9 protein-coding genes are annotated in these 14,207 nt (G+C 65.9%); 1 reads left to right on the forward strand and 8 read right to left on the reverse strand.

What is annotated here, in order from left to right:
* Positions 1-26 precede the first annotated feature (26 nt).
* The 5 genes from CAG41_RS09370 to CAG41_RS09390 form a co-directional block, all read right to left on the reverse strand.
* Positions 27-833, reverse strand: coding sequence for an SDR family oxidoreductase (locus tag CAG41_RS09370; RefSeq protein ID WP_085630467.1), 807 nt, complete (start codon positions 831-833; stop codon positions 27-29).
* Entirely contained in the window at positions 833-1,606 is a 774-nt protein-coding gene (locus tag CAG41_RS09375) for an SDR family NAD(P)-dependent oxidoreductase (RefSeq protein ID WP_085579964.1), read from the reverse strand. Before CAG41_RS09375 ends, CAG41_RS09370 begins: the two co-directional genes overlap by 1 nt.
* On the reverse strand, positions 1,603-2,784 hold the full coding sequence (locus tag CAG41_RS09380; RefSeq protein ID WP_085630469.1) for an NADH:flavin oxidoreductase: 1,182 nt from the start codon (positions 2,782-2,784) through the stop codon (positions 1,603-1,605). The genes CAG41_RS09375 and CAG41_RS09380 overlap by 4 nt, the downstream gene beginning before the upstream one ends.
* Positions 2,781-3,866 carry an AfsA-related hotdog domain-containing protein gene (locus tag CAG41_RS09385; RefSeq protein WP_085630471.1) on the reverse strand — a complete coding sequence of 362 codons (1,086 nt, stop codon included), beginning with the start codon at positions 3,864-3,866 and terminating at the stop codon, positions 2,781-2,783. Before CAG41_RS09385 ends, CAG41_RS09380 begins: the two co-directional genes overlap by 4 nt.
* 74 nt (positions 3,867-3,940) lie before the next feature.
* The gene (locus CAG41_RS09390; protein ID WP_256575674.1) at positions 3,941-7,552 is read right to left on the reverse strand and encodes an indolepyruvate ferredoxin oxidoreductase family protein; all 3,612 of its coding nucleotides are present in this window, start codon (positions 7,550-7,552) and stop codon (positions 3,941-3,943) included.
* A gap of 1,356 nt (positions 7,553-8,908) precedes the next feature.
* Between CAG41_RS09390 and CAG41_RS09395 the strand changes: the two genes are divergently transcribed.
* Positions 8,909-10,717: a monovalent cation:proton antiporter-2 (CPA2) family protein gene (locus tag CAG41_RS09395; protein WP_085579956.1), complete on the forward strand. Its 1,809-nt coding sequence runs from the start codon at positions 8,909-8,911 to the stop codon at positions 10,715-10,717.
* A 195-nt stretch (positions 10,718-10,912) separates the two neighbouring features.
* Here the strand turns inward: CAG41_RS09395 and hcnC are convergent, their stop codons facing one another.
* Genes hcnC through CAG41_RS09410 form a run of 3 tightly spaced genes read right to left on the reverse strand, consistent with a single transcriptional unit; the run spans position 10,913 to position 13,885 of the window.
* Entirely contained in the window at positions 10,913-12,172 is a 1,260-nt protein-coding gene (hcnC, locus tag CAG41_RS09400; protein WP_085637581.1) for a cyanide-forming glycine dehydrogenase subunit HcnC, read from the reverse strand.
* Positions 12,165-13,574, reverse strand: coding sequence for a cyanide-forming glycine dehydrogenase subunit HcnB (hcnB, locus tag CAG41_RS09405; RefSeq protein WP_085579952.1), 1,410 nt, complete (start codon positions 13,572-13,574; stop codon positions 12,165-12,167). Before hcnB ends, hcnC begins: the two co-directional genes overlap by 8 nt.
* On the reverse strand, positions 13,571-13,885 hold the full coding sequence (locus tag CAG41_RS09410) for a (2Fe-2S)-binding protein (RefSeq protein ID WP_085579950.1): 315 nt from the start codon (positions 13,883-13,885) through the stop codon (positions 13,571-13,573). Before CAG41_RS09410 ends, hcnB begins: the two co-directional genes overlap by 4 nt.
* Between the last annotated feature and the right edge of the window lie 322 nt (positions 13,886-14,207).

The following is a 14,207-nucleotide window of genomic DNA, read 5'->3' on the forward strand; positions in this document are numbered from 1 at the left end:
ATTGGGGGTGCGCGTTCAGGGGTTCGTCAGGCTTGGGGCAACGGTTCCCGGGTTTTCTCGTGATGGGCCAGCACCGTGCGCATGTCGACGAACTCGCCGCTCTTCACCCCGTAGTCGGCGGGCGCGGCGATCACGTTGCGGATGTCCTCGGCGCGCTGGGCGGCGGAGACCATGTAACCGGGCACCAGGGCCCGTTGCTGCAGGGACAGCAGCTCCGGAAACTGCGCCGTCCGCTCGCTGAAGCTCACCTGCCGGGACAGCCCGGTGTTGACGTTGCACAGGCCCAGCACGGCGAAGAAGATCTCCGGGTTCTCTTGCGCATAGACACCGCCCAGCGCCTTGAGCGCCGCCTTCGACAGGCTGTAGGTCAGCGTGCCCGCACGGAAGCGCACCCCCGCCATCGACGCCGACAGCACGCAGGTGGCCGGCCGATGGGGCGAAGCCAGGACCAGGTCCAGAATGGCCTTGTTCGCCAGCACGTTGACGTTGAGCACGTGCTGCACGTCCTCCAGCGAAAACGCCTCGGCGCGAGCCGGCACGTTGCCGCTGACGCCGGCGTTGAGGAACAGCACGTCGACGCCCTGGCTCAGGATCTCGGCGAACGGCCCCTTGAACAGCTCGCCGATGTCGCCGGTCTTTGAGAGGTCGAACGGCCGGAACCGGAAATTCGGGTGGTTCATGAACCGGTACGGTTCGCGCCGGGCGGTGCCGAAGACGGTGCAGCCGTCCTGCAGGAGCCGCTCCACCAGCGCCTCGCCGATGCCGCTGCTCACGCCGGTGATGAACACCCGCTTGCCCGGCGTCCGGGCCGGGTCGCGCTCTGGCCGGCCCATCAGAATTTCCCGGCCGAGAAACCGCCGTCCACCGGCATCACAGTGCCGGTGACGAACGAGGCCGAGTCGCTGAGCAGCCACAGGATCGCGGCGGAAATCTCGCTGGCGGCGGCGAACCGTTTCATCACCGTGACCTGCAGTTTGTGCTTGGTGGATTCGGGGTTGGCCTTCAGGCGCTCTTCCGAGTTCATGCCGCCCATGGTCGGGCCGGGGCACACCGCGTTGACGCGCACCGAATGGCGCTCCGGCAGGGATTCCTCGGCGGACTCGATGGCGCACACCTGGGTCAGCATGTTCAGGGCGGCCTTGCTGGTGGAGTAGGCGCTTTGCTTGGCCACGCCGAGCAGGCCGGCGCAGGACGACACGTTGACGATCGCGCCGCCGGCGTGTTTCGAGATCAGGTTGGTCTCGTGCTTGAGCAGCAGCAGCGGGCCCAGCAGGTTGATCTCCAGCACGCGTTTCCAGTCGGCGAAGTCCATCTCGCGGATCGGCGCATGCTTGGAGGTCACGCCGGCGTTGTTCACCGCCAGGTCCAGCCGCCCGTGCCGGTCGTGGATGACGCGGAACAGCTCGGCCACGGAGGCTTCGTCGGTGACGTCGCTCTTGATGAAGGTGCAGTTGTCGCCCAGGCGGCTTTGCGCGGTCAGGCCGTCGTCCTCGTTGCGGCCGGTGATGTAGCAGATGCAGCCGGCTTCGACGAGTTTCTGGCTGACGTCGAAACCGATGCCGCGGGTGCCGCCGACAACCAGGGCGATTTTTCCGGTGAAGTTCATTTCAGGCTTTCCTCATAGTGCAATTGCAGTTTTTCCGGCCGCCGGTAATCCGGGTTGACGCAGCAGTACACCCGCTCGGCCATGGGATCCTTTTTGTCGCGAAAGCAAAACGCATCGCCCCGGCAGCGCGTGACCTCAGCGTCGCGGCCGGCCAGTTCCTTGGCGACGAAACGGTTGTCGGCCAGCATGGCGCGGCCGAACCCGATGAAGTCGGCGTCGCCGCAGCCGATGATTTCGTTGGCCTGGGCCACGCCGCTGACCGAGCCGGTGAAGCCCATCGGGATGCGCACGAACCCCTTGAGGTAGCGGCAGCCTTCGCGAGACATCGCCAGCGCCTTGTCCTTGTTCTTGAAGAAGAACGGAAAGGTCTCGCTGACGCCGGTGGAACAGGTGATGGCCGCCACCCCGGCGGCCTCCAGGGCGACCACCACATCGCCCAGCAGCACGGCTTGCTGCCCGTCCTCGCCCAGGCCGTCGTCGATGCCCAGGCGGACGGTGACCGGCACCCGGTCGCCGGTGGCCCGGCGGATGCCGTCGACGATGGCCAGCAGCAGCCGGGCGCGCTTGAGCGGGCTGCCGCCCCACTCGTCCTCGCGGCGGTTGGTGCGGGGCGACAGGAAGCTGCTGACCAGGTAACCGTTCGAGGCCTGGATCTGGATCAGCGCGGCGCCGGCCTGCTGGGCGTGCAGCGCGGCGGCGGCGAACTGGTCGATGCAGCGCAGGATCTGCGTGTGCGTCATCGCCACCGCCCGCGCCTCGGGAAACGCCTTGAGGATGGCGGGGGACGCGATGCCGCTGGGCGTCAGGATCTCGCCCTGCGCCGACGGCAACGCCTGCGGTCCGTAGTGCTGCAGCTGCACGCCCAGCGGAAAGTCGCGCTGGCGGGCCGCCTCGAACAGCGGGCGCAGGGCCTCGGCGTGGGCCGGCGACGTCAGCCGCAGGCCACGGCCGTTGTAGCGCGCCTCGGCGTCCACGCTGGCGTTGCCCAGGAAACCGAAGCCGCTGCCGCCGTCCATCAGCGACTGGTAGACCTTGAAGAATTCCGGCCGGGGAAAGCCGTTCCCGTCGCACAGGTCCATGCCCAGCGACGAAAAGTACAGTCGATTCTTCGCGACCGCCTGCGCGCCGAAATGCAGGGCCACGGTGGCGGGCATCGGTTTGCCGGTGGTCACGGTCATTGCCTCAGCGCCCCGAGGGCCGCCTCGTCCAGGTGAACGAAGCCGCGCTTGATCATGTCGCTGAGGACCTGCAGGTCGTTGAAGCCCAACGTCGGGAATTCCCACGAGGTGTACTTGCCCTCGCCGACGCTGCGCACGGCGCTGGAGAACTCGAACTTGCCCTCGTAGCCGAGGTGCAGCGTGACGGCATCGATGAACCCGACCTCCGGCGTCGTCGTCACGCAGCCGTCCTTGCCCAGGCCCACCAGCAGCACGTCGGCCTTGCGGCCCTGGCTGTCGCTGAGGGTGCAGGTCAGCTTCGACTGGTGGATCGGCGTGAACCAATCGCTGGCGTGGATGAAGATGTTGCGGGTCTTCTCGAACAGGCGCATGTCGATGACGGTCGCCTTGGTGTCGATCGTGGCGAACAGGGTCTGGCGCTGATAGAACGAGACCCGGAAGAAGATCTTCTTCGGCGATTCGGCGTCGGTCGGGGTCATGTTGTCGACCACCAGCTCGATGGGGTACATCAGCTCGGCGTAGGCGAAGAAACTCGCGTTCAGCTCGTTGACGCTGACGGTGACATCACCCCGTGCATGGCCGGTGTGGTGGTAGAGGTGGTGATAGACCGCTTGGCGCGCCGCCTCGATGAACATCGTGCCGGGCACGTGCTCGTGGGACTTGCGGTAGAAGAAGTAGTTGTCGGCGTTGTTGATGAAACGGAACGAACTGGAGCGGCGGATGGCCGGGATCGCTTCGCACAGCTGCGCCACGGCCTGCTCAGGGTCGTCGCCCTCCAGGGCGCCCTGCGGGGCGACGATCTGGTAAGGCAGCGCCCTCACCCGTTCCCACTCGTTCTGCGCCTCGCCGCCTTCGGCGAACGCCGCGCCCAAGCGGTTTCGCTTCATGAGCTCGGGGGCCACGCCGAAGGCGGCCTGGCCGTCGGTGCCTGCACCGAAGCGGCGCGAGAGCGGGTTGTGCGCAGCGGCCGCCAGGGTCGCTTCGTCCAGGTGCAGCGGCAGCGCGATTTTCGGCGCGCAGATCAGAACGTCGTCCGCCGAGCCCTTGTGCAGCAGGTCGGGTGCAATGGTGTCGTTGTTCATATCGGTCAACTCATCCTTGAAGAGGTTATGGGCCTGCTCTCTTTCGGCAAGGGGGCCGGCAGCCCCCCCGGCAATCACGACGCTTCCATCACATCGCGTTCGGCTTCGTTGCTGGAAGGCGCGGCATGGATCGCGGGCGGCACCCACGACTCGACGCCGGCGGCTTCGCGGTGGATCGGGACGGGGTGCTGGCCCAGCAGGATCTGTTCGATGAGCGCCTTCTCGCGCAGGCGCGCAGCGGCGATCGAGCGTTCCTTGACGTGGCCGTAGCCACGGATCGAATCCGGCAGGTTGGCCCAGGCGATGAACTGCGGCAGGTTCTCCTGGGTCAGTTCGGGCAGCAGGCGCTGCAGCATGGCTTCATAGTCCTGGATCAGGCGCCGTTCCTCGCGCCGCTCGGCGGACCAGCCCAGCGGGTCGAACCGGGTATGGCGCAGGACGCGGCCCTTGGCCAGGATCTTCAGGAACGGCAACACCCAGCCGGAGAACTCGGTCTTCTTCTGTTTGTCGCGCAGCCACGGCAAGGCGAAGTGGAAGGTCAAACGGGTGCGGCCTTCGAAGCGGCTGGCCAGGGATTGCAGGAAACGGTCAGAGGTCAGCAGCCGCGCCACTTCGTATTCGTCCTTGTAGGCCATCAGCTTGAACAGGTTGCGGGCGACCGCTTCGGTCAGCGCGCTGCCGTCGCCGACGGACGGCGCGGCGCGCACGATGTTCACCACGCGGCGGTAACGGGCGGCGTAGTCTGCGTTCTGGTAGTGCGTCAGGTATTCGCTGTTGCGCTCGATCAACCGGACAAGGCTGTCACGGGGGTTGGACGCAGCGCTGATGTCGTGCAGCGCGATGGTCTTCACGGCCTCGCCTGCGGTAGCGCTCGGGTCGAGGTAAGGCGCGACGAACGCGGCGTCCTGCGCCAGCAGCCGGCCCCAGGCAAAGGCCAGGTGGTTGGCGGCGGCGCTGCCCGCCAGGTCGATGGCCTTGTTCAGCGCTACCTGCGACACCGGCACCGTGCCGCGCTGCCAGGCGTAGCCCAGCATCAGCATGTTGGCCTGCATCGGGTCGACCAGGGTGTCCGCCAGTTGCCCGGCATCCAGGCTGTGGTAGTTGTCCGCGCCGACCTTTTGCTTGAGCAGGTCGACGATCGCCTGGGTCTCGATGCGCAGGTCGGTGCTGCGCAGCATCGCGCCGGTCTGGGTCTGCGCGCTGTTGGCGATCACCACGGTCTTTTCCGGCCGCAGCGTGGCCAGCGCATCGTCCTCGCTGGCCACGACCAGGTCGGCGGCCAGCAGCAGGTCGGCGCCGCCGATGTCGATGCGGTGCTGGTGCAGGGTCTGCGCCTGGTTGGCCAGACGGATGTGGCTCAGCACGGCGCCGCCCTTCTGGGCGAAGCCGGTGAAGTCGAGCACGCTGACTGCGCGGCCGTCCAGGTGGGCGGCCAGGGCGATGGTGCGCGCCACCGTGACGATCCCGGTGCCGCCGATGCCCACCAGGAGCATTTCGTAAGGGGTGTCGAGCGAACGGGACGGCAGCGGCGCCGCCAATGCCGCGGCCCGCGCCAGCACCTGGGCGCTGTCGGCCACCCGGCGCCGCTGTGCCCGCGGCTTGCCGGTCACCGTCACGAAGCTTGGGCAGAAGCCCTTGATGCACGACAGGTCGGTGTTGCAGGAATGCGGGTCGATGCGGCGCTTGGTGCCGAACGGCGTCTGCACCGGGGTCACCGACAGGCAGTTGGACTTGACCTGGCAATCGCCGCAACCTTCGCACACCGCTTCGTTGATGACGACCTGGGTCTTCACCGCCGGGGCCGGCAATTGCTTCTGGCGTCGGCGGCCTTCGGTGGCGCAGACCTGGTCGAACACCAGCACGCTGACGCCGCGGGTCTGGCGCAACTGCAGCTGGACGTCCTCCAGCCGGTCGCGGTGATACAGCTCGATGCCGTCGGGCAGGCAGTCCTGTTCGCGGTAGCGCTCCAGGTCATCGGCCACCACGACGATGCGCTGGGCGCCTTCGGCCTTCACCAGTTCCACGGCCTTCTTCACCGTCAGCTTGCCGTCGATCGGCTGGCCGCCGGTCATGGCGACCGCGTCGTTGTAGAGCAGCTTGTAGGTGATGGTCACACCGGCGGCTATGGCTTGGCGGATCGCCAGGAAACCGGAATGGAAAAAGGTGCCGTCGCCGATGTTCTGAAAGATGTGCGGCGTCTCGACGAAGGGCGCCTGGCCGATCCAGTCCACCCCTTCCCCGCCCATCTGCACGCTGCCGCTGGTGGAGCGCTCGGGCATGCGCGCCGCCATGGCGTGGCAACCGATGCCGAGGCGCGCCTCGCTGCCCTTGGGCACCAGTGTCGAGGTGTTGTGCGGGCAGCCCGAACACAGGTAAGGCGTGCGCCGGATCCAGGCGTGGTCACGCGTCACCGCAGGCATGAGCCAGTAGGTCGGCATCTGCACCGCGATGCCCAGGTCCTGCAGCCGCTGCTGGAGCATCGCCGCGATCCGCGACGGCCGCAGCTCTTCGTGATCGCAGACCAGCGGCTGGCCGTTTTCGTCGGTCTTGCCGATGATCACCGCGCGCTGGTCGGCCACGGTGTTGTAGTGCTTGTGCTTGAGCTGCTCTTCGACGATGGCCTGCTTCTCTTCGATGATCAGCACTTGGTCGGCCCGCGTCGCCCACTCGTCCAGCACCGGCGACAACGGATAGACCAGGCTGATCTTGAGCAGCGCCACGCCGGCGTCTTCCAGCTGTTGCAGGGTGACGCCGCACTGCTGCAGCGCCTGGCGGACATCGCCGTAGGCCTTGCCGACCGCGCCGATGACCAGTTTCGGTTGTTCCGGTGCCGTGACGGCGGTGTCGAGCGGGTTGGCCAGGGCGAAAGCCCGGGCCGCCGCGAACTTGAAGGGCATGCGCCGTTCGATCTGCATGCCGGGCAGGTCCGGCCAGCGCCAGTGCAGGCCGTCCGGCCCCGGATCGACTTCGGGGGTGACGAACTCAGGCAACGGGGACGCATCGACCGACGTGGTCGCCTCCACCGTCTCGGTGATGGCCTTGAAGCCCACCCACAGGCCAGATGCCCGTGACAGCGCCCAGCCCCACAGGCCGCAGCGTTCGTAGTCTTCGAGTCCGTTCGGGTGGATCACCGGCAGCCCCCAGGCGATCAGGGTGCGGTCGGACTGGTGGGACAGCGACGACGACACGCAGCCGTGGTCATCGCCGGTGACCACCAGCACGCCGCCCTTGGCCGAGGAGCCGTAGGCGTTGCCGTGCTTGATCGCATCGCCGGAGCGGTCGACGCCGGGGCCTTTGCCGTACCACATGCCGAACACGCCGTCGTAGCGTTTGTTCGGGTCGGTTTCGACACGCTGGGTGCCGATCAGCGCGGTGGCCGCCAGGTCTTCGTTGATCGCGGGCAGGAAGCGGATGTCCGATTTCTCCAGCGCGCCGCTGGCCTTCATCAGTTCCCGGTCCACACCACCCAGCGGCGAGCCGCGGTAGCCGCTCACGAACCCCGCCGTGCGCAGGCCGTTGGCCCGGTCGAGCGCGGCCTGGGTGAACAGCAGCCGCACCAGCATCTGTTGGCCGCTCAGGAAAATGCGTTCGCCGGGGGCCGCATCCTGCGCGTACACCGCGCGGCTGTCGTAGTGCTGGATACGCAGCGACGACGCCTGGGCCTGAGCGTTTGCCCCGTCCGGCACTGCTCCTTTGGATGCGCCGGCCGGCATCTGATCGGTCTGGGTTCGCTGACGCGCTGATCCAATGGAGTCTGAGTGCACGGTTTCAAGTCCTTATGAAAACTTCACATTAAATGTGCTTGTTTGCTCACCGCAGCAGGAACTTCCGGCCGCGCCATAAAACAACAGAGATGCAACTTCACAAATCAAAGGCGAACGAATGCACGAGCAATCATCAATTGCTCCAAACAACGCGCATACGCCTGCCTTCGCGGCATTAAGCGAAAAACATTGTTCTATTTTCAGGTGTATGACAGACGTTCTCCGCCGGCCAGACGAAAACCGTCGTTATTCGGGATCGATCAATTCAAAGTTCAAAGTTTCAACTCCTTGTGAAAACTTCATTTGAATGTCGCTGCGAAAGCGCCGGGCACGCAAGGGCCGGCCGCAGACGGGAGGTGTTTGCCGACGTCGACCGTTCAGCGGAACGCTGCGGGCGACGGGCATGCGCTGGGCAAGCAGATGACCCGGCAACCGAGTGAGGCCGACGCAGCCCCGCTGACGGGCGGATCATGGATCGAATAGATGATGTCCGCATACAAGGCGGGCTGACGGAATGCGAGTACAAGGTTTCAAGTCCCTATGAAAACTTCACTGAAGATCGCTTGTCTGCCCATCCGTCCTGGATGCGGCTTCACGACGTGCTCTGCACACTTGGCAAATGTCATGACAACACAAGCGAATGACCGGAACCCACCTCTCCTGAAGTCGTGGTTCCGACGGGTTGAATCTCGGGTGACTTCCGGCGGTTTCTTATAATTGCCGTTAGTACTTTGTGATGCGGGAAAAATAGTAGAGTCAGGACAAACGCTTTGTCAATCATTGCAACGAAAGTTTAACAGCCGGGGCACATATGAACTATCCAGTACACTAATAAAACCTGAAACCATCGTTCCAGATTCAAGTCGACTTTAACGAATCAGCCGCCCACGGGCCGGGGACTTGATCATTATGTGACTTGAATCAATAAAAAGCCTCAAGAACACTGCCTGCTGTTTTTCGAGTAACTACTCGGTAACTTTTCAGCTGAATTAACCTAAGACCAAAGTCTAACTTTACATAAGTAAACGCTTTCGGATGCCACCTCTCCCTTGTGGTGTACATGAGTCCTGCGAACACCCGAGATGCCTGTGGGAGCTGGCTTGCCAGCGATGAGGCCAGTTCAGCCGACATCGAAGGTGCCTGACACACCGCCATCGCCAGCAGGCTGGCCCTCCACAGTGATCCGAGGGACAGTCGCACCAGGTCTGCGCCGGTGGTACGTCGCGGGATGAGCCTTTATCCTTGCTCCCCCGCCGTACCGAGTTCTGGAGTTGTGCCATGCCCCATGAAGGCAACCTGTTGCAAGCCGCCGTCGTCTTTCTCTTCGCCGCCGTGCTCACCGTGCCGTTGGCCAAGCGCCTGCAGTTGGGCGCGGTGCTCGGCTATCTGTTCGCCGGGGTGATCATCGGCCCATCGGTGCTGGGCCTGATCGGCAATCCGCAGAGCGTCAGCCACATTTCCGAACTGGGCGTGGTGCTGCTGTTGTTCATCATCGGCCTGGAACTGTCGCCGCGACGTTTGTGGGTAATGCGCAAATCGGTGTTCGGCGTGGGCCTGGCCCAGGTGCTGCTGACCGGTTCGGTGATCGGCGTGGTGGCGTTGTCGGTGTTCGGCCAAACGCTCAACAGCGCCATTGTGCTGGGCTTGGGCCTGGCGTTGTCGTCCACGGCGTTCGGCCTGCAGAGCCTGGCCGAGCGCAAGGAACTGACCAGCCCCCATGGGCGGCTGGCGTTCGCGATCCTGCTGTTCCAGGACATCGCCGCGATCCCGCTGATCGCGCTGGTGCCGATGCTGGCCGGCGTCGATCACCACACCAGCGGCGCCGACGATGTGCGCCATAGCCTGCAGGTGCTCGGCAGCATCGCCGTGGTGGTGATCGGCGGGCGCTATCTGCTGCGTCCGGTGTTTCGCGTGGTGGCCAAGACCGGGCTGCCGGAGGTCTCCACCGCCACCGCACTGCTGGTGGTGATCGGCACGGCGTGGCTGATGGATCTGGTGGGCGTGTCGATGGCGCTGGGGGCGTTCCTCGCCGGTCTGCTGCTGGCGGACTCGGAATACCGCCATGAGCTGGAAGCGCAGATCGAACCGTTCAAGGGCTTGCTGCTGGGCCTGTTCTTCATCAGCGTCGGCATGGGCGCCAACCTCAGCCTGCTGCTGAGCGCGCCGGTCACCGTGGTGGGGCTGACGCTGCTGTTGATCGCCCTGAAGCTGCCGCTGCTGTTCGTGGTCGGGCGGCTGGCCGGCGGGCTGAGCAAGATCAGTGCCGTGCGCCTGGGCATCGTGCTGGCGGCCGGCGGTGAATTCGCGTTTGTGGTGTTCAAGATCGGCCGCGATCAAGGCCTGTTCGAACCGCGCCTGTACGACCTGCTGGTGCTGACCATCACCTTGTCGATGGCGCTCACGCCGCTGCTGATGCTGATCTGCGCGCGGCTGGTCAGCCCCAAGGTGCAGCCGGTGGAAGTGCCGGAGAAGTTCCGCCAGATCGACACCGACACCCCGCGGGTGGTGATCGCCGGCATGGGCCGGATGGGCCAGATCGTGGCGCGGATCCTGCGGGCGCAGAACATCAAGTTCGTGGCCCTGGACACCTCGGTGGAAACCATCGAGCTGTCGCGCAGCTTCGGCGGCGTGCCGGTGTTCTACGGCGACCCGATGCGTCCGGAAATCCTCAGCGCGGCCAAGGTCGGCGATGCGGAATACTTCGTGATCGCCACCGACGATCCGGAGACCAACATCAAGACCGCCGAGGTCGTGCGCAAGCTCTACCCGCACATGAAGATCATCGCCCGGGCGCGTAACCGTCAGCACGTGCACCGGCTGGTGGATGTGGGGGCCGAAGCGGTGCGCGAGACGTATTACTCCAGCCTGGAGATGAGCCGCCGCACCCTGGTCGGGCTTGGGTTGACCCAGGAACAGGCCGATGCGCGGATCAAGCGCTTCAAGCACCACGACGAACAGGTGCTCGAAGCCCAGCACGCGGTGTACGACGACGCGGCCAAGGTGCTGCAGACCGCCCAGGAAGCCCGGGCGGAACTGGCAAGGCTGTTCGAGTCGGATCAGTTGGAAGAGCAATCGCGCAAGGCCTAGGCCCATGCGGAGTGTCAGCCGTCGAAGAGGCCAGCTGTGCCGGCCTCATCGCTGGCAAGTCGAGTCGTCGCACCGCAGCTCCCACAGGGCTTTGCGGTGAGCCCAGATTCTGCAAACACCAGAGATCCCCTGTGGGAGCCAGCCTGCTGGCGATGGCGGTGTGTCAGCCACCGCCGAGGGCAGGCCGCTTCCGGATCACGCCATTTCCAGCTCCCGCTCTTCCTTGACCGGTGTCGCCCCGAAGCGGTCCGCCAGGAACGGGGTGATGTCCAGCGGCAGCGGTTCATCGTTGATCAGCTTGTCGAGCAGCACGCCGGTGATCGCCGAGGTCAGCACCCCGGTGCGGAAGTGCCCGCAGGCGTTGAGGTAACCCTCCACCCCCGCCATCGGCCCGAGGATCGGCAGTTCGTCCGGCGAGCCCGGCCGCAGCCCGGCCCAGGTGCGCTTGAGGTTGATGTCCGCCAGTTCCGGCAGGCAGCGCACCGCGCCTTGCACCAGCCCGGCGATTTCCGGCCAGGTGGTGGTCACGTCGTAGCCCTTGTCCTCGGTGGTGCTGCCGATCAGGATCTCGCCGTTGTCCTTCTGCGCCACGTAGCAGTCGCTGGTGGTCAGACAGCCGTTGAGGATCTTGGGCATGCGCTCGGTCAGCAGGATCTGGCCTTTCACCGGTTTCACCGGGATCCGCACCCCGGTGGCCCATTCGCTCAAGTCCGCCGCCCAGGCGCCGGCGGCGTTGACCAGGGTCTTGCAATGGAACACCCCGGCTTCGGCGGTCTGCACGCCGGTCACCCGTGAGCCGTGGTGCAGCACCCCGGTGACGTTGGTGTTGAAGAACAGGTCCACGCCGTTTTGCCGGGCGCCTTCGGTGTAGGCGTCGGCCAAGCGGAACGGGCTGACCTGATGGTCGCAGAGGAACTCCAGCGCCCCGCGCGCCTCATGGCTGACGCTCGGCTCCGATTCGCGCAGGGCCGCCTGATCGAGCCAGCGCACCTGGTCGGCCAGGTGCGGGATGCAGCCGACGATGTGCTCGGCGTACATCCGGTCCTCGTCGTCGTAGATGACGAACTTGAGGCCGGTCTTCTCGAACTTGAAATCCATCCCGTGGTTGTCGGCCAGCTCCCGATGCAGCGCCGGGTACAGGGCGTTGGACTGCAGGGCGAAGTCGAAGAACGACGGCGGCAGGATGTGCGGCGTGCTGGCGTCCACCGCCACCGCCGCGCCCTGGGTCTCGCGCTTGCGGTTGGCCGACATCATGCGAAAGAAGATCACTCCGCAGCCCAGCCCCACCGACTCGCCGATGGCCCACAGGCCGCCGGCCGAGGCGCGGGTGGCGTTGCCGGGGCGCTTGGCGTCGATCAGGGCGATCTTCAGGTCCTTGCGCTTGGACAGCTGATAGGCGACGGACGCGCCGATCACGCCACCGCCGGCGATGACCACGTCATAGAACTTACTCATGGGAAACGGCCTCCGTGCCGAGGGACTGGAACGCGGAAAAAGGAATCGGATCGATCGGGAAACGCGGCCGCAGCCAGCCCACATCGCGGCGGCCGGTGGCCTGGCGCAGACGGTCGCTGCAATAGCCGACGCACATCCGCCCCTGGCAGTCGCCCATGCTCACGCGGGTGCGCATCTTCAGGCTGGCGATGTCCTGCACGCCCTGCTCCAGCGCCCGGTCGATGTCGGCGCGGGTCGCGTGCTCGCAGCGGCAGATCACCGTGTCCGCCGCCGGCAACGCGGTCTGGCCGACGCCGCGTTCGGTGTAGCGGTCCACCGCCGCACGGAAGCGCACGATGGCCTTGAGCTTGCCCAGGTAGCGGTCGCGCCGCACCCGCGCCAGTTCTTCTTCCAGCACGCCCCGCTGCAACAGGATCGAGGTCGCGGCGATCTTGCCGGCGAGCATCGCCGCCTCGCCGCCGCGGATGCCGCCCATGTCGCCGGCCAGGTGCACGTGGGGCTCGCTGCTCTGCTGCCAGACATCGGCGTTGGCGCGCAGGTAGCCGTCGTCGCTGAAGCCGTGGTCCAGGCCCATCTGTTGGCTCAGTTGGGTGCGCGGGATGAAGCCGTAGCCGACCGCCAGGGTCTTGGCCTCGATACGCTCGGCGCGGCTCATGTCCGGCTCCCAGGTCGCCGAGTACGGCGCCACGCTGACGCTCGTCAGTTCGCCTTCGCCATGGGCCTCGACCACGCCCCAGCCGTAGTTCATCGGAATGCCGTGCAGCTTGAGGTAGGCCAGCATGCTCACGCCGTCAAGGAACAGCTGCGGCTTGTTCAGCAGCGCCAGGCTTTCCCGGGCGATCTTGCCGAACGCGCAGGCCTCGTAGACGCCCGCTACGCTGACGCCGGAGGCGTGCAACTGGCACGCCACCAACGGCAGCAGCGGCCCGGTGCCGGTGATCACCACAGGCCCTTGCGGCTTGACCACGCCGCTCTTGATCTGCAATTGCAGGCCGCCGAGCATGATCACGCCCGGCAGCGTCCAGCCGGGGAACGGCACGCTGCGCTCATGGCAGCCGGCCGCCAGCAGCAGTTGCGGATAGGCGATCTCGTGCAGGCGCTCGTCGCCGTCCAGCACCACCAGCGAACGCGTGCCCTCGGCGCCGACCACCCGGTGGTTGAGGCGCACGTCGATCAGCCCGGCCTGCTCGCGGAATTCGCCGTGCAGTTTGCCCAGCACCTCGGAATAGCGCGGCCCCAGGTAGTCCAGCTGCACGCCGTCGCGCAGAGGTCCGCGATAGACCACGCCGCCCAGCCGCGAAGCCTCTTCGAGCAGGATGCAGCGCACACCATGGCGGGCCAGTTCGGTGGCCGCCGCCATGCCCGCCGGACCGCCGCCGACGATGACCGGATGCTGGCTCATACGACCTCCTGCCCGTGGATGCGGTTGACCTGGGTCTCGATGCGCATGCCCTCGCGCACCACGGTCTGGCAGGCGCGGCGCTTGTGCCGCCCGTTGATCTTCACCAGGCAGCACTGGCACACGCCCATGCCGCAGTAGGCCCCGCTGATCTGGTTGTGGTCGTTGCGCGCGACCTGGCGCACGCCCAGGGACTGAATGACGCTGAGGACGGTTTCGCCGATGGCGGCGGTGACGGGTTGGCCGTTGATGTGGACAGTCATATCCGCCTGCGCCAACGGCTGGATATCAAAGGTTCTTTCTTGGCAGTGCATTGCGAATCATCCGTGAAAAGTTCAGGTGAGGTTGCGTCAGCTCCTTGCTGCACTACACCTTTGCCGGCCCGTGGGATTTGTCTCTCTATCGGGCAGGCAGCGGTCCTGCGTCAGCGCAACAACAGTGCGCGCGCAAGCAATGTAGTCGATCCAGCGGCAAGGGCGTGGAAGTTTTACGGTAGGGGATACCGCGAGAGGGAATATTGATCCAGGCCAGTGAAAGGCCTGCTGCCCGGGGTCGATCCGACGACCGGGACAGGCAGGCCTGAGGGGAACGAGGCTTCAGTGCACGAACAGGGCGATCAGGATGATGATCGGGATC

Origin of the sequence: Pseudomonas sp. B35(2017) (assembly GCF_002113645.1) — a bacterium.
Classification (GTDB): Bacteria; Pseudomonadota; Gammaproteobacteria; order Pseudomonadales; family Pseudomonadaceae; genus Aquipseudomonas; species Aquipseudomonas ekonensis.

What these genes read in the sequence shown, in the direction of transcription:
- CAG41_RS09375 (WP_085579964.1), bottom strand. Translation starts at nt 1,606, where the DNA reads ATGAACTTCACCGGAAAAATCGCCCTGGTTGTCGGCGGCACCCGCGGC.
- CAG41_RS09380 (WP_085630469.1), bottom strand. Translation starts at nt 2,784, where the DNA reads ATGACCGTGACCACCGGCAAACCGATGCCCGCCACCGTGGCCCTGCAT.
- CAG41_RS09410 (WP_085579950.1), bottom strand. Translation starts at nt 13,885, where the DNA reads ATGCACTGCCAAGAAAGAACCTTTGATATCCAGCCGTTGGCGCAGGCG.
- CAG41_RS09385 (WP_085630471.1), bottom strand. Translation starts at nt 3,866, where the DNA reads ATGAACAACGACACCATTGCACCCGACCTGCTGCACAAGGGCTCGGCG.
- CAG41_RS09395 (WP_085579956.1), top strand. Translation starts at nt 8,909, where the DNA reads ATGCCCCATGAAGGCAACCTGTTGCAAGCCGCCGTCGTCTTTCTCTTC.
- CAG41_RS09370 (WP_085630467.1), bottom strand. Translation starts at nt 833, where the DNA reads ATGGGCCGGCCAGAGCGCGACCCGGCCCGGACGCCGGGCAAGCGGGTG.
- hcnC (WP_085637581.1), bottom strand. Translation starts at nt 12,172, where the DNA reads ATGAGTAAGTTCTATGACGTGGTCATCGCCGGCGGTGGCGTGATCGGC.
- hcnB (WP_085579952.1), bottom strand. Translation starts at nt 13,574, where the DNA reads ATGAGCCAGCATCCGGTCATCGTCGGCGGCGGTCCGGCGGGCATGGCG.